At 72.8% G+C, this 13,519-nt stretch carries 12 protein-coding genes; 5 read left to right on the top strand and 7 right to left on the bottom strand.

Annotation, left to right across the window (positions count from 1 at the left end; translation table 11 throughout):
* Positions 1-236: 236 nt before the first annotated feature.
* Positions 237-1,052 (top strand): helix-turn-helix transcriptional regulator, encoded by an 816-nt coding sequence (locus tag QT196_RS33045; protein WP_266732242.1) that lies wholly within the window; start codon positions 237-239, stop codon positions 1,050-1,052.
* 22 nt (positions 1,053-1,074) lie between these two features.
* On the opposite strand, the gene QT196_RS33040 is transcribed toward QT196_RS33045, so the two are convergent.
* The 3 genes from QT196_RS33040 to QT196_RS33030 form a co-directional block, all read right to left on the bottom strand.
* A complete protein-coding gene (locus QT196_RS33040) occupies positions 1,075-1,488 on the bottom strand; it encodes a nuclear transport factor 2 family protein (RefSeq protein WP_168482367.1) in 414 nt (137 codons plus the stop codon).
* A gap of 323 nt (positions 1,489-1,811) precedes the next feature.
* The gene (locus tag QT196_RS33035; protein ID WP_168482366.1) at positions 1,812-2,474 is read right to left on the bottom strand and encodes an HAD family hydrolase; all 663 of its coding nucleotides are present in this window, start codon (positions 2,472-2,474) and stop codon (positions 1,812-1,814) included.
* A gap of 107 nt (positions 2,475-2,581) precedes the next feature.
* Positions 2,582-3,079, bottom strand: coding sequence for a lamin tail domain-containing protein (locus tag QT196_RS33030; RefSeq protein ID WP_168482365.1), 498 nt, complete (start codon positions 3,077-3,079; stop codon positions 2,582-2,584).
* A gap of 697 nt (positions 3,080-3,776) precedes the next feature.
* On the opposite strand from QT196_RS33030, the gene QT196_RS33025 reads away from it, so the two are divergent.
* Together QT196_RS33025 and QT196_RS33020 are read left to right on the top strand one after the other, a co-directional pair.
* Positions 3,777-4,241, top strand: coding sequence for an SseB family protein (locus QT196_RS33025; protein ID WP_168482364.1), 465 nt, complete (start codon positions 3,777-3,779; stop codon positions 4,239-4,241).
* A 288-nt stretch (positions 4,242-4,529) separates the two neighbouring features.
* On the top strand, positions 4,530-5,579 hold the full coding sequence (locus QT196_RS33020) for an acyl-CoA desaturase (RefSeq protein WP_168482363.1): 1,050 nt from the start codon (positions 4,530-4,532) through the stop codon (positions 5,577-5,579).
* Here the strand turns inward: QT196_RS33020 and QT196_RS33015 are convergent.
* Both QT196_RS33015 and QT196_RS33010 read right to left on the bottom strand, forming a co-directional pair.
* Positions 5,509-6,921, bottom strand: coding sequence for an amino acid permease (locus QT196_RS33015; RefSeq protein ID WP_266732237.1), 1,413 nt, complete (start codon positions 6,919-6,921; stop codon positions 5,509-5,511). The genes QT196_RS33020 and QT196_RS33015 overlap by 71 nt on opposite strands.
* 85 nt (positions 6,922-7,006) lie before the next feature.
* Entirely contained in the window at positions 7,007-9,139 is a 2,133-nt protein-coding gene (locus tag QT196_RS33010; RefSeq protein WP_266732991.1) for a phage holin family protein, read from the bottom strand.
* A 269-nt stretch (positions 9,140-9,408) separates the two neighbouring features.
* On the opposite strand from QT196_RS33010, the gene QT196_RS33005 reads away from it, so the two are divergent.
* Together QT196_RS33005 and QT196_RS33000 are read left to right on the top strand one after the other, a co-directional pair.
* Positions 9,409-10,188 (top strand): MBL fold metallo-hydrolase, encoded by a 780-nt coding sequence (locus tag QT196_RS33005; RefSeq protein WP_290356242.1) that lies wholly within the window; start codon positions 9,409-9,411, stop codon positions 10,186-10,188.
* Positions 10,188-10,823, top strand: coding sequence for a VTT domain-containing protein (locus tag QT196_RS33000; RefSeq protein WP_168482361.1), 636 nt, complete (start codon positions 10,188-10,190; stop codon positions 10,821-10,823). Before QT196_RS33005 ends, QT196_RS33000 begins: the two co-directional genes overlap by 1 nt.
* Positions 10,824-10,878: 55 nt before the next feature.
* Here QT196_RS33000 and QT196_RS32995 read toward each other — a convergent pair whose 3' ends face one another.
* Positions 10,879-12,102, bottom strand: coding sequence for an MBL fold metallo-hydrolase (locus QT196_RS32995; protein WP_290356241.1), 1,224 nt, complete (start codon positions 12,100-12,102; stop codon positions 10,879-10,881).
* Between the two features lie 82 nt (positions 12,103-12,184).
* Positions 12,185-13,399, bottom strand: a complete 1,215-nt coding sequence (locus QT196_RS32990) for an aminotransferase class I/II-fold pyridoxal phosphate-dependent enzyme (RefSeq protein ID WP_290356240.1) — start codon at positions 13,397-13,399, stop codon at positions 12,185-12,187.
* Positions 13,400-13,519 lie beyond the last annotated feature (120 nt).

Below are 13,519 nucleotides of genomic sequence, written 5' to 3'. Positions count from 1 at the left end.
GAGCCGGCTTCCGATACGTCGCGCGGTCCGGGCAGCCCCCCGCTGCCGCGGCGGCCGCGCCGATCCCAGCGTGTCACGCCGGGGCTCCTTTCGCGCGTATCGGCGGCGCGGCAGGCACCTCTCCCGTAGGGGTGGGGGCCCGCCGCCGTAAGGATGGCGTCCGCCCCTTGGATCCCCACCCTCCCGTAGGGGTCGGCCGGCTCGCCGCCTCCCACCCCTCGGCTACCGTCCCTCCCATGACAACTGCTGCGGCGTCGTCGCCGGAGACGACCACGGGTGTGGGCGCGCTGTTGCGCGAATGGCGCGACCGGCGCCGGATCAGCCAGCTGGAACTGGCGCTGCGCGCCGACTCCTCCGCCCGCCACATCAGCTTCATCGAGACCGGCCGCTCCCGCCCCAGCCAGGAGATGGTGCTCCGGCTCGCCGAACATCTCGACGTCCCCGTACGGGAGCGCAATGCCCTGCTGATCGCGGCGGGCTATGCCCCGACCTTCCCCGAGACCCCGCTGGACGACCCGTCGATGACCGCCCTGCGCGCCGGCATGGAACGGCTGCTGACCGGCTACGAACCGTTTCCCGCGCTGGTCGTCGACGGGACCTACCAGGTCCAGGCGGCGAACCGCGGGATCACCATGCTGCTGGCGGGCATCGCTCCGGCGCTGCTGGAGCCGCCGCTGAACGCCATGCGGATCACCCTGCACCCCGAGGGCCTGGCCCCGCGCATCCGCAACTACCGGGAGTGGCGCGGCCACCTTCTCTCCCAGATGGAGCGGCAGTTGGCCCTGCTGCGCTCCGCTCCCCTGCGCGCGCTCTACGACGAGGTGAGCGCCTACCCCCTGCCACCCGGCGGCCGCGAATCGGCCACCGCCGGCGCACCCGCCCCCTTCGCCCTCCCCATGCTGATCGAGCACGAACACACCGTGCTGTCCTTCGTCTCCACCATCGCCACCTTCAACACCCCCATGGATGTGACGGTCTCCGAACTGGCGGTGGAAACCCTCCTGCCGGCCGATCCGGAGACAGCGGCCTATCTGCGGAACGCGGAGCTATAGGGGGCTGCTGCCACCAACGGACTCACACACCCGGCACCCGGTCCAGGAACCCGAGGACGGACCGGATCCGCCCGTCCTCCCCCAGCCGCACCACATCGAACCCGGCCACCGGCGCCGCCCCGTCCGCCACACTGACCAGCTCCCACCCGAACCGCGCGATGTCGTGGTGCCCGTCCACCTCGCCCACCTGCCGGAACACATAACCGGGGAACTGCGCATGCGCCCCACCGATCACAGCCACCAGCCCGTCCTGCCCCGCAACATCGGCCAGCGGATCGGTATACGTCACCTCCACACCGAACGCCGCCTCCACGGCCTCGCCCAACGCCCCCTCCTCCCGCGCATTCCACGCCTCGAAGTACCGTGCAACAGCCGCCGCATATCGCTCCCCCACAACGGACGTCCGCTGTACAACGCGCCCCTGATCCTGCGTCATCTCTAACTCCCCATTCCTCCCAGTACGCGCCGCCTGCTGCCTAAAGGCATCGCGGCCTGACACCGGTTCACGGGCCGGAGTGCGCCGGCCCGTGAACCGATGCCTTCACCTTGCCGGGCGGTGGGGTGAGGGTCGATTACCCGGGAGGTAATAACGGAGGGACCGGCCCCTCCGCCGGGCCTCGGGCACCAGCGGCGGCCCTGCCGTGGCGCGGGCGAGGCCGCACACCACTGGATCCGGCCGTGCGTGCAGAGCCGTTAATCAAAGATCCCCCGCCGCGATCCGTTCGGCACGCGACCGGCTGTACGGATGGGCGACGACAGTCAGTGCCCTCGCCCGTTGAACTGCGCGATGGCCTCAGGCAGTTCCAACAGCGTCTCGATACGGAACGTGGGCAGCTCGCGCGCCTCCGCGGTGTTCCACTGGATGGTGGCCCACGGGCCTCGGTGAACGAGCGCCGTGTGCATACCCGCGGCCACAGCCGGGCGAAGGTCGTTGTCCACGCGGTCCCCGACATACAGAATCTGATCGTTCTCGAAGGGAACCACGTCGGCCACACGCTCGAAGAAGAGCAGATCGGGCTTGCTGGCTCCCCAGTCATCCGACGTACCGATCAGGTCGACGTCGTCGGCGAACAAGCGGCGGAGGATCCCGCCTGCCCGTACGGTTTGGTTCCCAGCAATGCCAAGCCACAGGCCCTCGCCGCGCAACTGCCGCAGGGCGGGCCGTACATCGGAGTAGAGATCTGACTCATCGAAGTGTTCCGGCTGGCCCGCAGCGGCGCGGGCGTCCCGCTGCTCGTACAGGTCAAACCCAGGCCGGAACTCCTGGAACACTTCGCGGTAGTCCCGCCCCTGTGCGATGACCGCGCCGAACATCGCCGCGAACGTATGCCGCGGCACCCCGAGCCAGTCAGCCCAGGTCCCGTATTCCCGCGTCTCGTCGACCAGGCACTCGCCGACGTCGAAGACCACTGCGCGAATCATGCGGACACCCTACTGAGCGGCTCGCGGGCCGGCCTCGCTGGGCGGTGCTGCGTGCACGGTGACGCACCATCACCTCTGCACAGGAGGCGGGCCCGCACGCCACTCGCTCAGCGGTGATAGCGGATGTAGCCGTCGCCGTCGGAGTCCGATCCGCTCTTCGTGTAGGAGTGGACATCCGAGCGGCTGCCGGAGGGCTTGTACAGGTAGATCGTGTCGCGGTCGTTGTTCCACAGGAAGTTGCAGTTGTCGCGGTAGACCACGTTGTACCGGTCGGAATCGGTGCCGTGGCCACCCCGGAGCTTCACATAGTCCCCGGGCTCAAGGTAGTGGCTGGCGGTGAAGGTGAAGCGGTTTCCGGTGGCGTCCTTGACGACGTACCCCTTGAGGTTGATGGTCGCCGACGACGAGTAGTTCTTGATCGTCAGGTACTCCTGGTGAGTGTTGCCCGAGGAGCATCTGTTGGAGTCCCGACCGGGCGCGTCGTACTGGACCCCCCGGATCTTCAACGCCGAGTGGTACTCCGCAGCTTGAGCCGGCGCGGCGGCAAGAAAGGACAGCGCGCCGGCAAGGACGGCGGCAGCGGCGACAGCAGGACGCTTACGCAAGAGAGATCCCCTCCACAGGTCTGATGAACTCGTGTTGCATGTGGAGGACTTGCGAAGGGATGCGATGGTTGCACGCTGAACAACATCGACCGAACATGACCGGAAGGGATCATTCAGTCCCCGCCCCGCCTTGGAAGGCAGGGCCCGAACCGACAGGAAGCGTCAGCCCTCAACACCGGGAGACGGTCGCGGGGGCCGAGGCCGAAGGGCGGACGTCAGCCCGACATACCCGGCCAGGGCCAATGCGCCGCGTGCCATGTAGTCGAGCCACAAGGAGGTGAGTTCGGCGACGTCGGCCACCCCCACGACTCCCCACAGGAAGACGAGCGCAGCGGTGCTCGGCGCGGCCGGACCGGCCGGTATTCGTGCAGGTCAGAGTGCGGAGCTGTGGTAGCCGCAGGATCCGGTCCGAGGTTGCGGAGTCGTCTTTCGGGTGACCGTCGGGGCGGGGTCGGGCAGGCCCGTCAGGCGGTCGGTGAGGGCTCCGTCTCTCCCTGTTACCGCTGCTCACTTGCCGTCCCGCCGCATCGCTGGTGGTGGACGTTGCGTAGAACGGGGGGCGGCATAGCCTGGGGGGTATTGCCGCGCTTGTCCCGGTCTCGTGCCGATGGGCGGCATCCGGCGGCGACTGCGGCAAACCCGGGTCCGCCCGTGCCGAGCGGGTGGTCGGTGAGCAACGCCGACGAGAGGACACGCCATGAGCACCCCGACACCCGACGAAAACGCGCCCCCGAGCGAGGCATCGTCCGCCGAGGGAGCGCGGTCCGCGACGGAGGCGGATACCCAGGCCGCCCTGGTCGAGCTCGCGAACAGCATGGCCCTGCTGCCGCAGGCACCGCCGGCCGAGGGCGAGGAGCCGCGTCCGGAGGGTGCTGTCTCGCTGCCGGTCATCGAGCAGGACGGCAATCGCTACATCCCCGTCTTCACCACCGAGGACGCGCTGGTGGCGGCCGGGGGAGATCCCGGCGCGGCGCTCAGCATCCCCGTAGTCGAGCTGGCCGCGAACTGGCCGGCGGACGATCTGTGGCTGGCGGTCAACCCGTCCACCGAGGAGGGCCTCGCCCTTCCCCCGGACCTGGTGCGGGCACTGCCCGTCTTCAGCCAGGCCGGTGCGGAGGGGGGCGGCGGGGCCGGAGAGCCCGGTGGGGCCGCGGGAGGATAGGAGCGGCTCCGTTCTGAGCAGTCGCAGGGTTCCCCGAGGCCGGGAGCCCGTGAGATTCCCGGCGACGATGCCGTGACGGCCGCGTGGAGAACGACCACGTGACACCCACGCCGCGCCCCACCAGGTGATACCCGCACCACAACCGGCCAGGTAGCACCCGCACCACCCCCCGCCAGGCGACAGCCCCCTCACAGGCCAGCCGCACCCCCTCAGGTGGCGCTAGCCCCCCGGCCGGGGCGGGGGTCGACCGGCTGTTGGGGTGGGGGCCGGGTCGGAAGACTCGGCGGTATGACGACGAGGGTGGAATTCGAGTGTGCGGCGGCCGGTTCGGTGGGGGGCTCGGGCAGTGACTTCGCGCGGCTGTCGCGGCGCGTTGTGGCGGCGGGGCTGTTGGAGCGTCGGCCCGGTTATTACGTGGTGCGGCTCGCGCTGGTGACGGTGGGGTTCGCCGGGGGGTGGGGGGCGTTCTTCGCGCTGGGGGACAGCTGGTGGCAGATGGTGGTGGCGGCGTTCCTGGCTGTGGTGTTCGCGCAGGTCGCGCTGGTCACCCATGATGTGGCGCACCGGCAGGTGTTCCGGCGGCGCCGGCCGAGTGAGATCGGCGGTCTGCTGTTCGGCAACCTCGGGGTGGGGATGTCGTACGGCTGGTGGATGAACAAGCACACCCGGCATCACGCCAACCCCAACCACGAGGAGCTGGACCCGGATGTCGCGCCGGACATCCTGGTGTGGTCACGGGAGCAGGCGCGGGTCGCCAAGGGGCTGCCCCGTTTCATCGGCCGCTATCAGGCGCAGCTGTTCTTCCCGCTGCTGACGCTGGAGGGGTTCAACCTCCGGGTGTCGAGTATCCGGGCGCTGCGGTCGCCGACCATGAAGCACTGGGGCAGCGAGGCGGGGCTGCTGCTGGCGCATATCGTGCTGTATCTCGGCGCGCTGTTCCTGGTGCTGTCACCCGGTAAGGCGCTCGCCTTTCTGCTCGTCCACCAGGCGCTGTTCGGCGTCTACCTGGGGTGCACGTTCGCGCCGAATCACAAGGGGATGCCGACGCTGACGGGCGGCGCCCGGCCGGATTTTCTGCGCCGTCAGGTGCTGACGTCGCGGAACATCCGGGGCGGGGCGCTGATCGACTTCCTGCTCGGTGGGCTCAACTACCAGATCGAGCATCATCTCTTCCCGAGCATGCCGACACCGCATCTGCGTCGCGCGCAGGTCATCGTGCGGGCGTACTGCGCCGAGATCGGTGTCCCGTACCACGAGACGGGGCTGGTCAGGTCGTATGCGGAGGCGCTGCGGCACTTGCGGCGGGTCGGCGAACCGCTTCGTGGTCAGCGGGCGTAGGCGGAACCGTCGCGGCCGCCGCCTGCTCCTGGCGCGCGGTACGGCGGGCCGCCATCCAGGCGTAGACGAGGATGCCGGCGAACAGGAAGAGCACGCCCTGGTAGATCGCGGCGTAGCCGGCGCCGGCGACGAGCCAGAAGGTGAAGCCGAAGGCGGTCAGTGCGAGGGTCAGATCGCGGGCGAAGCGGGCCGGGCGGACCTTGTCGCGGCGGCCGCTGAGCAGGAAGTAGACCTGGGCGCCGGCGGCGAGGAGGTACGGGACGGTCGCCGAGAAGGTGGTGATCAGTACCAGGATCTCGAAGACGCCGCCGGAGCCGATCAGGTAGTTGAGCACCGTGAGGGCGCTGGCCAGCACCCCGGCCGCGATGACGCCGAAGGTCGGCACCCCGCGCCGCTTGGTCAGGAACGGTGCGGGGAACAGCCCGTCCTTGGCCGCGGCGTACGGGGACTGGGCGCTCATCAGCGTCCAGCCGTTGAGCGCGCCGATGATCGAGACGACGGCGGCGATCGCGACGACCGTGCCGCCCCAGTGGCCGCCGAACATCGCGTTCACCGCGTCGGAGAACGGCGCCTGGGACTTCACCAGCTTGTCGTGGGCGACGGTGCCGAAGACGGCGACGGTGCCCAGGAGGTAGACCACGGCGGAGCCGATGGTGCCGAAGACGGTGGCCCGGCCGACGTTCCGCTCCGGGTCGCGGACCTCGCCCGCGCTCATCGCGGCGGACTCCACGCCGACGTAGGAGTAGAGCAGGATCGCGGCGGCCGCGGACATCCCGCCGAGCGTGCTGCCGCTGCCCTCGTGGAACGAGCCGAGGTTGGCCGGGTCGAAGAAGAACAGCCCGACGACGGCGATGAAGAGCAGCGGGATGAACTTGAGGACGGTGGAGACCGTCTGGACCAGGCCGACGTAGCGGGTGCCGGCGAAGTTGGCGATGGCCGGCAGCCAGAGCGCGCCGAGGGTGATCAGGAGGTCGGTGGTGTCGGAGGGACGGCCCGGCAGGAGCACATGGACGTAGCCGACGATGGCGACCGCGAGGGCCGCGTTGCTGACCCAGGTCATGGTCCAGTACGACCAGGCGGAGAGGAATCCGGCGAAGTCGCCGAACGCCTCGCGCGCGTAGACGTAGGGGCCGCCGGTGTCCGGGTGGCGCTCGGCGAGCCGGCCGAAGACCAGGGCGAGGGCGACGGCACCGATGGTCAGTACGCCGAAGGCGACGAGGCTGACGGTGCCGAACGGGGCCACCGATGCCGGCAGCAGAAAGATGCCGCCACCGATGATGTTGCCCATCACTAGGCAGGTGGCGGTTCCCAGACCGAAGCGGCGGGTGTGCCGGTCGTTCATGGCGTGGAGGGCCTCTCGTCGTGCGCTGTGCACCCGGGGTTACCGAGCGGAGTTCATCGTCGGCGATCGGTGGCGTCCGCCAAAATCAGCGGGATTTGTCCTGTGCGGCAGGGTCCTGGGGTGAAAAACCTTCGGGGGGACGCACCCCGTGCCGGAGTTCGTCCGCGGCGGGTCCGAGGGGCAGTTGGGGCCCGTCGGCCTCCCCCAGCCAGCGGCGCAGCACCCGGTGCACCTGTTCGGCGCCGGTCAGCGGCTCGCCGTCCGGGGCCGGCGGGGTCAGCTCGGCGGGCCACAGCAGGAAGGGGTGGCTCTGGGCGCCGCCCAGTCCGCCGTGCGAGCCGATCTGCTCCTCGAAGGCGTGTACCGCCCCGGTCGCCGGGTCGCAGGCGGAGTTGACCATGAGGTCGGCGACATGCGGGAAGCGGTCGGTACGGCGTACCGCGTCGGCCGCGCCGTCGCCGAACGGTGCCAGCGGGTCGGCGCCGATGAGGTGTCCGGTGTCGAGATGGTGCTCGGCACCGGCCGGGCCGAGCACCACCGGGCCGTGCACCGCGGAGCGGACCAGCAGAAAGCCGATGCCGGGGTGGTTGGCGAGGGTGGCGAGCAGGGCGGGGTGCCGGCGGTCCAGTTCCTCACGGGTGATCCGGCCGGGCACGTCGGGGAACGACACCAGACCGAGGTTTCCGGAGGCCAGCACGAGGGGGTGGGAGGAGCCCGGCCCGGCCGTCCGCTCCTGGCGCCGCCCCGCCGTCTCCTCGGGGCGGTGCAGTGCGGCCCGCGCCGCCGCCCTGGCCTCGGCTCCGCTCGGTGTACGTCCCGCGCGGCGCGGCACCGGCAGCCCGCATCCCGCGCGGACGAGATCGCCCAGGCTCAGCCCGTAGCGCTCCAGGAACGTCGGGCCGTGGCTCTGGCCGTGGTCGGAGAGCACCACGATGCGGTACGGGCGCGGTGCGTGCCGGGCGGCCCCGGCGATCAGTGCGAGGGCCCGGTCGAGGCTGCGCAGGACCTGGAGCGCGTCCGGGTGGGCGGGGCCGGAGTGGTGGGCCACCTCGTCGTAGGCGACGAGGTCGGCGTAGATGGCGGTGCGGCCGGCGAGCAGGTCGCCGATGACGGCGGCGACCACCACATCGCGTTCGACGACCGTGGCGAAGGCCCGGATGACGGGGTAGAGGCCGCCGCGTTTGACGCGCGGCCGTTCGCGGCGGAAGCGGGTGCGCAGCGACTGGACGATCTCGCGGACGATCTCGGCGACGAAAGAGACGGCGGTACGGGTCGCGTTGGCCGGGTCGGAGAAGTAGGCGAAGTAGCCGGCCCGGGAGCGGTTGTGCTTGCCGCGCCGGGCCGCCACCGACATCACCAGGGCGACCTGGTCGGCGCCGCCGCTGAAGAGGTTGCCGCGGCTGGCGCCGTCGTAGGAGAGCAGTCCGCCGTCGCCGGTGCGCGCGATGGCGCGGCGCTGGAGTGCGGCGGCGCTGCTGGGCCGGTTGCTGACGAGGACGGTGCGGGTGTCCTTCTCGTACCAGCGGAAGGCGGGCAGGTCCTCGTTGCTGCCGTGCAGGAGGGCCAGCTGGCTGGCGCCGGTCTGGCTGGACCAGTCGGTGCGCCAGGGGGTGAGGCGGTGGCTGTCGCCGGTCCAGCGGGCGAGGGTCGGCATCAGCGGCCGCTCGCCCCGGACGGCCTCGCGCAGCAGGTCGTGGCCGACGCCGTCGAGCTGGAGGAAGAGTGTGCCGGGGGTGGCCGGGCCGGCGCCGGGGCGGGCCCGGCGGCCGCGGCGGCCGGCGAGCCGGACCAGCCGTCGGTGGTAGGCCTCGTCGTTGCGTACGGCGAGGAAGGCGGAGGTGGCCGAGGAGGCGGCGGACATCGCCGCCGCGACGATCACCGCGGTCTCCGGTGCGGCCTGGCCGCGCCCCTCCGGGATCAGGTCGAGGGCGAGCAGCAGCAGGGAGCCGTTGAGGAAGAAGACCAGCAGTCCCAGGACGAGCGCCGGCACCAGTAGCAGGGCACGGACGAGAAGCGGCCACACCAGGGCGCTGAGCAGGCCGAACGCGCCGGCGCCCAGTGCGGCGGTGACGGCGGTGCGGGTGAGGCTGTCACCGCCCGCCGACTGGAGCCGGAAGTCGGGCAGCAGCCCGGCGAGCACGAGCAGGGTGAGGCTGGACACGAACCAGACCGCGAGCACCCGGAACAGGGCACCGCTGAGCGCTTTCCACCTCGGCATCCGCACGCCGTGCCACCTCACCCTCCGGCCCGCCCCGGCGCTACGGGCCTGCCGCCAGCATGGCACCAGGTACCGGGGGAAGGTCAGGGCGAGAGGTGCGCCCGGTCGGCCGCTCCCCCGTCGGCCACATTCCGGGCCGGAGGGTGGAGGATCGAGAGGACTGCACACGGGAAGCAGTCCGAAAGCAGACGAGAAGCAGGAGAACCGCACACGGGAAGCGAGACAGCCGCCCGGGGAACGGGCCGGTACGTCGGGACGGGAGGTGCTCGGTGTCGGTGGAGGTCACCTGGTGGGGGCATGCCACTGTGACGGTCGAGGACTCCGGGGTGCGGGTGCTGACGGATCCGCTGTTCGTGCGGCGGCTGGCCCATCTGCGGCGCCGGCGGGGCGCGCTGCCGCCGGCCGAGGCCGCGCGGGCCGATGTCGTCCTGGTCTCGCATCTGCACGCCGACCATCTGCACCCCGCCTCGCTGGCCCGGCTCGCGCCGGGCACCCGGCTGGTGGTGCCGCGCGGGGCGACCGCCGCGGTGCCGGGGCTCCGGCGGGTGGCCGCGGCCCGGGCGCTGCGGGTCACCGAGCTGCGGGCGGGCGAGGAGTGCGCGGCCGGTGCGGTGACGGTCCGTGCGGTGTCCGCCGCGCACGACGGGCGGCGGCTGCCCTACGGACCGCGCCGGGTGCCGGCGCTCGGCTATGTCGTGCGGGGTGCGGCCCGGACGTACTTCGCGGGCGACACCGGGCTGTTCGAGGAGATGGCGGCGGAGGTCGGGCCGTGCGAGGTGGCGCTGCTGCCGGTGGGCGGCTGGGGGCCGTTCCTCGGGCACGGGCATCTCGACGCGCGGCGGGCGGCGCAGGCGGCGGCGCGGCTGGCACCGCGCTGCGCGGTCCCGGTGCACTACGGCACGTACTGGCCGATCGGGCTGGACGCCGTCCGGCCGCATGAATTCCACGCCCCGGGCCAGGAGTTCGAGCGGCAGCTCGCGCGGCTGGCGCCCGAGGTGACGGTGCACCGGCTCGGGCACGGCGAGTCGGTCCGGCCGGAGGTCGTGTGATGACGCTCGTCGGTGAGCTGGTGCGGAGCGTGCCGCCGGAGTCGACACAGCAGGTCGTCGGTTATCCGTCGTTGTTCCTGCTGGTGGTGCTCGGGTCGCTGGTGCCCGTGGTGCCGACGGGGGCGCTGGTCAGCTCGGCGGCGGTGGTCGCCTTCCATCACACCGCGCCGTTCGCGCTGCTGATGGTGTTCGCGGTGGCGTCGTGCGCGGCGTTCCTCGGCGATGTGGGGCTGTACGCGCTCGGGCGGCGCGGCAGCCACTCCCCCCACGGGTCGCGCTGGCTGGCCCGGCTGCGCGCCCGCGCCGCACCGGAGCGGCTGGCCCGGGCGCAGCACCAGCTGCGGGAGCACGGGGTGCTGGTGCTGGTGCTGTCCCGTCTGGTGCCTGCCGGGCGGATCCCGGTCATGCTGGCGTGTCTGCTCGCCGCGATGCCGCTCCGGCGGTTCATCCGTGGCGACCTTCCGGCGTGTCTGGCGTGGGCGGCGACGTACCAGCTCATCGGGCTGCTGAGCGGTTCGCTGTTCCCCAGTGCCTGGCAGGGCGTGGCCATGGCGATCGCGCTGACCGTGGTGCTCGGGGCGGCGCCGGCCGTCTGGCGGCGCATCCGGCCGGCCCGCGGCGAGGACGGGTCGTAGGTCCCGTCGTCCACGGTCCCGTCCGCGGCCCGCCCGTTCCGCTCGGCGGCGGCGCTCAGCCTGCGGCCAGCACCCGGGAGGCGCCGACGGGCAGGTCCCAGAGGTCCTCGCGGGGGCGGCCGGTGGCGGCCCAGGCGGCGCGGACCCGGTGCAGCGGTTCCAGGGGCGGCTCGCCGGAGAGCAGAAAGGTCGACCAGTGCATCGGGGCCAGGGCGCGGGCACCCAGGTCCTGACACGCCTTGACCGCCTCCTCCGGGTCGGTGTGCACCGGCCGCAGCATCCAGCGCGGGTCGTAGGCGCCGATGGGCAGCAGCGCCAGGTCGATACCGGGGTAGCGGCGGCCGATCTCCTCGAACCAGTGGCCGTAGCCGGTGTCCCCCGCGAAGTGGATCCGCCGCCCGTCGGGCGCGGTCAGCAGCCAGCCGCCCCACAGGGAGCGGCAGGTGTCGGTCAGGGTCCGCTTGCTCCAGTGGTGGGCGGGGACGAAGTCGAAGCGTACGGGGCCGCCGGGGGCGGGCAGTTCGACCGCTTCCCACCAGTCGAGGTCGGTGACCTGGGTGAAGCCTCGTCGGCGGGCCCAGGGCGCCAGTCCGCCGGGCAGCAGCAGCGGGGTGTGCCGCGGCAGCCGTTTGAGGGTCGGGGCGTCGAGGTGGTCGTAGTGGTTGTGGCTGATGACGACGGCGTCGACCGGCGGCAGGTCCTCCCAGCGGACGCCCACGGGGGTGACCCGCGCGGGCGTGCCGAGGATCTTCCGGGACCAGACCGGGTCGGTCAGTACGGTCAGCCCGCCGACGCGGATGATCCAGCTGGCGTGCCCGGCCCAGGTGAGGGCGAGGGTGGTGGGGCCGGCGGCCGGCATCGGGCCCGGTGCGAAGGGGAGTTGCTGGATCTCGGGGAGTGTCTCGGGGGGCGGGCGGAGTTTGCCCTCCCGGGCGATCCGGGCCAGGGCACGGACGCCGGGCAGCGGCGCGGTCAGCCGGTCGGTGAAGTCGCGTGGCCAGGTGCGGGGTTCGCCCAGCGGGCGGGGTGGGGCGAGCGGGGGCGGGGTGGCGTGCGGGACGACCGGCGAGTCCGCGGTGGTGTGCAGGGGGACCGGCCCCTCGGCGGTGGTCTGACCGGTGGCCGGGCCCGCGGGGTGGGCGGCTCCCCCGGCCGCTCCTCGGGCGGCTCCCCCGGCCCCTCCCCCGCCCGTTCCGCCGCCGTCGCCGGGCGCGGCGGGCGGGAGTCGTTCGGTGTCGGAGGGCTGCTCGGCGAGGGAGCGCTCGGTCTGTTCGGTCATCGAGGGGCTCCTTTCGGTGGACGGAACCGGGGCGGAGTGGGGGCGAGGTGACGGCGCCGGCGGACGCCGGGCGGTGGCGCGGTCAGCCGTCCGCGGACGCCGTGAGTCCGGCCAGGGCGCGGGACAGCGCGGTCAACGCCTCGGTGATGTGCGGGAGTTCCAGCGGATCGGGGGCCGCCAGGGCACGCCGTCGCTGCTCCCGGTCGGCGCCCAGCAGCGCCTCGGCACCGAGCCGTACCCGCAGGGCGCCGGGCGCGTCCCCGAAGCGGTGTCCGCCGCGCGCCGCCCAGGGCGCCAACTTCCGCTCCAGCGCGTGCGATTCCACGATCCCGCGGGCCCCGAGGGGGCGGCGCAGCGGTTCGAAGTCGGCGTACAGATGGCTGCCGGAGTGCGGCGGACGGCAGACCGCCCCGGCCTCGGTGACGATGTGGTGGAGCGCCGCCGCGAGCGTGCCGTACACCCGGGCGACGGTGGCCGTCCGGGCACGCACCTCCTCGGGCTCGCCGAGCGCATGGGTGACGGCGCAGGCCAGCGGCCCCGCAAGCGGTGTACGGGACGCGGCGAGCGCGTCCAGCACCGCGGCCTGGAGGGCGGCGCCCCGGTCGGTGCCGGGGAAGCGGGCCAGCGCGGCGGGCCAGGAGGCGGGCACCAGCGTGGCCCGCAGGTCGGTGAGCACCACGACCCCGTCGGGCAGCATCTCGGCGGGGCTGACCACCACGGTGTCATGCGGATCGTGCAGCAGATCGCGGCGGGTCTCGTCGCTGATGACCCAGAGCCCTTCGTCCGCCGCCGCCTCACAGACCTCGTGCAGCTGTTCCGGCGCGGGGCAGGTGCCGGTCGGGTCGTCGGCGACGGACAGGACCAGCACGCGGGGGCTGTCGCCGTCCATCCGGGCCCGGCGGACGGTCTCCAGCAGCGCGAACGGGTCGGGCACGCCGCCCGATTCCGCCGGTACGGGGGCGTGGTGCACCGGCCGGCCGAGCAGCCGGGCGGGGGGTGCGTACGACGCGGAGCAGGGCCGCGGCAGCACCACCGCCCCGCCGGCCGCCGCGTACAGCGCGAGGAGCAGGGCCGGCGCGCCGGGGACGGCGAGCACCCGGTCGGGGGTGGTGGCCAGGCCGCGGCGTTCCCAGTAGCCGCAGGCGGCGGTGCGCAGCGGGGCGGCGCCGCCCAGGGGTTCGGCTTCGGTGCGGTCGGCGGCCGCGGAGAGGTGTGCGGCGAGTTCCGGGAGGACCGGCAGGCCCACCGGCGGATCCGGGTCCGGCTCGTGCCGCGGATCCCGGGCGGTCCGCTGCATCCGTACCTCCACTCCACGACGGCGGGTCGATCATGGGCCCATCACATGAAGGGCGGCACCGTCCACCTTGGCAGATCACGGGGGTGGCGACGGGGGGCGACACGTCAGCGGAGGGTGGGA

Source organism: Streptomyces sp. P9-2B-2 (assembly GCF_030406865.1).
GTDB lineage: Bacteria > Actinomycetota > Actinomycetes > Streptomycetales > Streptomycetaceae > Streptomyces > Streptomyces platensis.
This window is presented reverse-complemented; position numbering and strand designations above follow the sequence as displayed.

Bases quoted from the DNA above. Each gene is read 5' to 3' on its own strand.
- QT196_RS33045 (WP_266732242.1), top strand. From the start codon at position 237: ATGACAACTGCTGCGGCGTCGTCGCCGGAGACGACCACGGGTGTGGGC.
- QT196_RS33040 (WP_168482367.1), bottom strand. From the start codon at position 1,488: ATGACGCAGGATCAGGGGCGCGTTGTACAGCGGACGTCCGTTGTGGGG.
- QT196_RS33035 (WP_168482366.1), bottom strand. From the start codon at position 2,474: ATGATTCGCGCAGTGGTCTTCGACGTCGGCGAGTGCCTGGTCGACGAG.
- QT196_RS33025 (WP_168482364.1), top strand. From the start codon at position 3,777: ATGAGCACCCCGACACCCGACGAAAACGCGCCCCCGAGCGAGGCATCG.
- QT196_RS33020 (WP_168482363.1), top strand. From the start codon at position 4,530: ATGACGACGAGGGTGGAATTCGAGTGTGCGGCGGCCGGTTCGGTGGGG.
- QT196_RS33015 (WP_266732237.1), bottom strand. From the start codon at position 6,921: ATGAACGACCGGCACACCCGCCGCTTCGGTCTGGGAACCGCCACCTGC.
- QT196_RS33010 (WP_266732991.1), bottom strand. From the start codon at position 9,139: ATGCCGAGGTGGAAAGCGCTCAGCGGTGCCCTGTTCCGGGTGCTCGCG.
- QT196_RS33000 (WP_168482361.1), top strand. From the start codon at position 10,188: ATGACGCTCGTCGGTGAGCTGGTGCGGAGCGTGCCGCCGGAGTCGACA.
- QT196_RS32995 (WP_290356241.1), bottom strand. From the start codon at position 12,102: ATGACCGAACAGACCGAGCGCTCCCTCGCCGAGCAGCCCTCCGACACC.
- QT196_RS32990 (WP_290356240.1), bottom strand. From the start codon at position 13,399: ATGCAGCGGACCGCCCGGGATCCGCGGCACGAGCCGGACCCGGATCCG.